The organism is Nonomuraea solani, assembly GCF_900108335.1.
GTDB classification, from domain to species: domain Bacteria; phylum Actinomycetota; class Actinomycetes; order Streptosporangiales; family Streptosporangiaceae; genus Nonomuraea; species Nonomuraea solani.
On the sequence record NZ_FNVT01000066.1, the window covers coordinates 1 to 3,545 of the forward strand.

The 3,545-nt window shown below is 63.1% G+C and carries 4 protein-coding genes; 1 reads left to right on the forward strand and 3 read right to left on the reverse strand.

Annotated elements, in window-relative coordinates; translation table 11 throughout:
• On the forward strand, positions 1 to 352 hold a 352-nt coding region (locus C4V41_RS60445; RefSeq protein WP_146104311.1), incomplete at its 5' end, for a transposase.
• 98 nt (positions 353 to 450) lie between these two features.
• On the opposite strand, the gene C4V41_RS60450 is transcribed toward C4V41_RS60445, so the two are convergent.
• The 3 genes from C4V41_RS60450 to C4V41_RS60460 all read right to left on the reverse strand — a co-directional run bounded on the left by C4V41_RS60450 (position 451) and on the right by C4V41_RS60460 (position 3,348).
• Positions 451 to 849 carry a hypothetical protein gene (locus tag C4V41_RS60450; RefSeq protein ID WP_146104312.1) on the reverse strand — a complete coding sequence of 133 codons (399 nt, stop codon included), beginning with the start codon at positions 847 to 849 and terminating at the stop codon, positions 451 to 453.
• A gap of 8 nt (positions 850 to 857) precedes the next feature.
• Complete coding sequence (locus C4V41_RS60455) at positions 858 to 2,267, reverse strand: hypothetical protein (protein ID WP_103965010.1); 1,410 nt, start codon at positions 2,265 to 2,267, stop codon at positions 858 to 860.
• A gap of 232 nt (positions 2,268 to 2,499) precedes the next feature.
• Positions 2,500 to 3,348 (reverse strand): integrase core domain-containing protein, encoded by an 849-nt coding sequence (locus tag C4V41_RS60460; protein WP_200825060.1) that lies wholly within the window; start codon positions 3,346 to 3,348, stop codon positions 2,500 to 2,502.
• Positions 3,349 to 3,545 lie beyond the last annotated feature (197 nt).

A 3,545-nucleotide genomic window follows, 5' to 3' on the forward strand; every position in this document is an offset into this window, starting at 1 on the left:
GACGGTGACGGTCTGGGAGAACGCCTGGGACCGGGTGATCCCGTTCCTGGCCTTCAGCCCCGGCGTCCGCAAACTGCTCTACACCACCAACACCATCGAGTCGCTGAACTACCAGCTGCGCAAGGTCACCAAGGCCCGCGGGCACTTCCCGACCGACGACGCCGTCGTCAAGCTCCTGTGGCTGGCCATCATCAACATCGAGGACAAGCGAGCCCGGGAACGCGCCGCCAACAACGCCGACCAGAGCGCCCGCAGCGGCTACCCTGGCCGCCTCGTCGAAGGCGCCAAAACCTACGGCTGGACCGAGGCCCTCAACGAATTGGCCGAGGCATACCCAGGCCGCATCAGGTAAAGCAACCAAGACCAGCAGCAAGATCAGCTTTACACACTACGGGTTACAAGCTCGTAGAGGCCCTCGAACGTGATGGGACGTGCATTCCGATACGGATGTTAGTGGTCGTTGACTAGGGGGTTTTCTACGGTGACCCATCGTTCGGCGTGAGTTGATCGGTCGTAGCCGTGGTGGCGGACCCTGTACTGTTTGAGGGCTGCTTGCCATTGACTGAGTACGAGGACCGCGTCGCTATTCTGTGGAAGCGTTTCCTCATCGAGCATGTCAACGAAGGCATAGCTGGGGTCGTTCTCGATGACCTTGCTGAGCTCACCGAGGAGACGGTTAAGCATCTTGATCTTGAGGTTGTTGACGATGCCGTCCTGTTTCTTCTTGGACAGCTCGGTCATCTCGCGGTGGGCGGCCTCCAGCATTGGGACAAGCCGGTCATAGGTCGCTGCTTGCTCGTCGGTTGGGGACGGCGAGGCGCTATCGTTTGGCTTGGCGCGCCGGGGCATGTGTTCTCCTATTTCGGAAGCAGGCGGGTGAACTCGACGTGCTTCTTGCGCAAAGCCTCGATGGCGCGCCGTCCGGAGTCGAGTAGGGCGACCATGAGGTCGAGATCTGAGTCGTCCAGGCACAGGACCGCACAGCGCTTGGACGAGTGCAAGTCGACGATGTTGCGCTGGACGCTGGTTTTTGGGGGGTTGCGCGCGACGATTACGCCGAGGCGGCCCATATCCTCGTCGTCGAGGTAGCGGTAGACCTGATTGACGTGCTCCGTCTCGACCGCGGCGACATTCTTGAGCTCGAAGACAAGCTGGCGGGCGCCGTACTGGTCACGGAGGTCGGTCAAGAACGGTGTCTTGCCGTCGTTGTGGAAGATGACGTCTCGGATGTGGACGTTGCTGATCGTTCGTTCCTGCTGGCCGGCTAGGTCGAGTTCGGGGTAGAGCACGGAGGATAGGACGTCGAACGCGAGTTCCTCGAACTTCTTGTCCGCTCCGTTGTCGCGGCCGGTCGGCAACGCCTTGATCTCGGAGACCTTCTTCTTGACCGTTGCAAGTCTGAGCGGCGTGAAGAGCGGATCTGGGGTGCACACGTCGGCCGCGGCTTCCCGCTCCGCTACGTAACTGCGGATGGTGTCGTAGTGCGCGCGATTGTAGGTGAGTACGTCCTGCTTGGCCACTCTTCCCGCGCGGCCCGGAGGTAGAACCAGCGGCGCGTAGGCGGTGCGATAGTAGTCGCCGTAGTTGATCCAAGGCAGCCTGCGGAGCAGATTCAGTGGCGCGAGAAGGATGGGCGAGCCGTCGTTGGGGTTGCACGGCAGACTAGCGTCGAACGGTCGCCAATCGAGCGCTGCGGCGTCCCAGCTCAAGAGGCGATGGCGCGCTGTCGGGATACCCCAGTCACCGCAGCGGCGCTCGGTGAACTCGCTGAGCCAGCGTTTGATGACAGACGCGGTCAGATCGCTGATGCGGTCCTCGGCGATACCAGGCACGAGCAGCGAAAGGACCTCCAGGTGGTCCAGGCCAGCGGTTTGGAGCTGCGGGACCTGCCGGAACGTGCGAATGATGCCGTCGATGGTGCCGGAACCGAGCGCTGAGCCCCGCTTGGTCCCTTCGGCGTAGCCCAACCCAAGTTCGACCGGTTCACTGACCTCTGAGAGAAGCATCCCGGCTCGGATAGCCCGCCCCTCGACGGCGTGCTTGCGAACTTCGTCCACGAAGCGGAGCAGGTCGGTGTGAAGCCGCCGGTACTCCGGATCGCCGGACTTCCAGAGCAGGAATGGGTCTAGGTAGAGCGGGAGGTCCTCGCGCAGGTGAGGGACCACAAAGTCCACTTCATCTTGCCGAATCACCAGGCCGAAGACGTCGCTTAGGCGCGGGTTGAAGATACCTGCGGCGTGATCAACCCCGTCGTCGTCCGCTGTCATGTCTCTCAGCCCTTCGTCACTTTCCTGCGACGCTACGCTAACGGAGAGCCCCGACATTTCGGGTGCCTCTACTGACGTTCCCCAAGCCTTGCCTGTGGTTGGGTCCCACGCGGAGGAGCTCACCTTCAGCGTCGCCCCCTAAAACGCGGCACCTCACCACAGGGCAAGTCGAGCGAGGCAAGGCCGCCCGTGCCGCGAACACTGCGCCTGCCGAAAATTCGATCCATGCAGGTCAAGCGGCATGTGAGTATTCGTGGAGGACACCGCCAAGCCGGGCTCGTCGGCGTATCTTTAGGTCGGTGATTCGCTCTGGATCTGTGATCGGATCGGGGACGGTACGCAGCGGCGCTGCTTGGTCCAGGGCTTGGTGTGCTCGATGGTGGTTGTAGAAGTGTTCGTACTCGCGTAGGGCGTGCCGTAGGTGGTGTTCGTTCCATACGAGGCAGCGGTCGAGGAGCTCGTGACGGCACGACTGCACCCACCGCTCCATGATGGAGTTCATGCGCGGCATTCGGATGCCGGTGAGCACGCTCTTGATGCCGGCTTCAGCGAGGATCTCATCCATGAGGGCGGGGAACTTCCCATCCCTGTCTCGGATCAGATAGCGTGCCCGGCAGCCCGCATCGTCCAGGTCCATCACCAGGTTCCTGATCGCCTGGGTGACCCAGTCGGCGCTCGGGTGCGCGGTAGTGCCGGGCACCCGAATGCGCATGGTGGTGTGCTCGATGACGGCCAGGATGTACTGGCGCTGTCCGTTCAGGGTGATGGTCTCGAGGAAGTCGCAGGCCAGCAGGGCATTGGCTTGCGAACGCAGGAAGTCCGCCCAGGTGGTGGAGGCTCGCTCAGGCGCCGGATCGGGCCCCTCTTGCTTGAGGATCTCCCAGACCGTGGATGGTGCGACCTTGACGCCCAGCGTGGTGAGCTCTCCGTGAACGCGCCGATAGCCCCAGCCCGGGTTCTCCCGGACCAGGCGCAGAATGAGGGCGCGGATGGAGCGGACCGTGGGTGGGCGCCCGGGCCGCTTCGGCCGGCAGGTACGGGCATGGCGCCGTTTCATCAGCTCGCGGTGCCAGCGCAGCACGGTGTCCGGGCGGACGAGGAGTCGCAGCCGGTAGAGAACCTCGCGGGGCAGCGGGGTCAGGAGAGCGGACAGAAAAGCCCGGTCTTCGGGTGCGAATCTCGCTTGGGTGTAGCTCTTCCGTAGTGACTGATTCGATCAAGCGCTGAGGGTGTATTCGTCCTGGTGGCGGTGGTGGTGGACGCGCTGGTTCTCGCGGT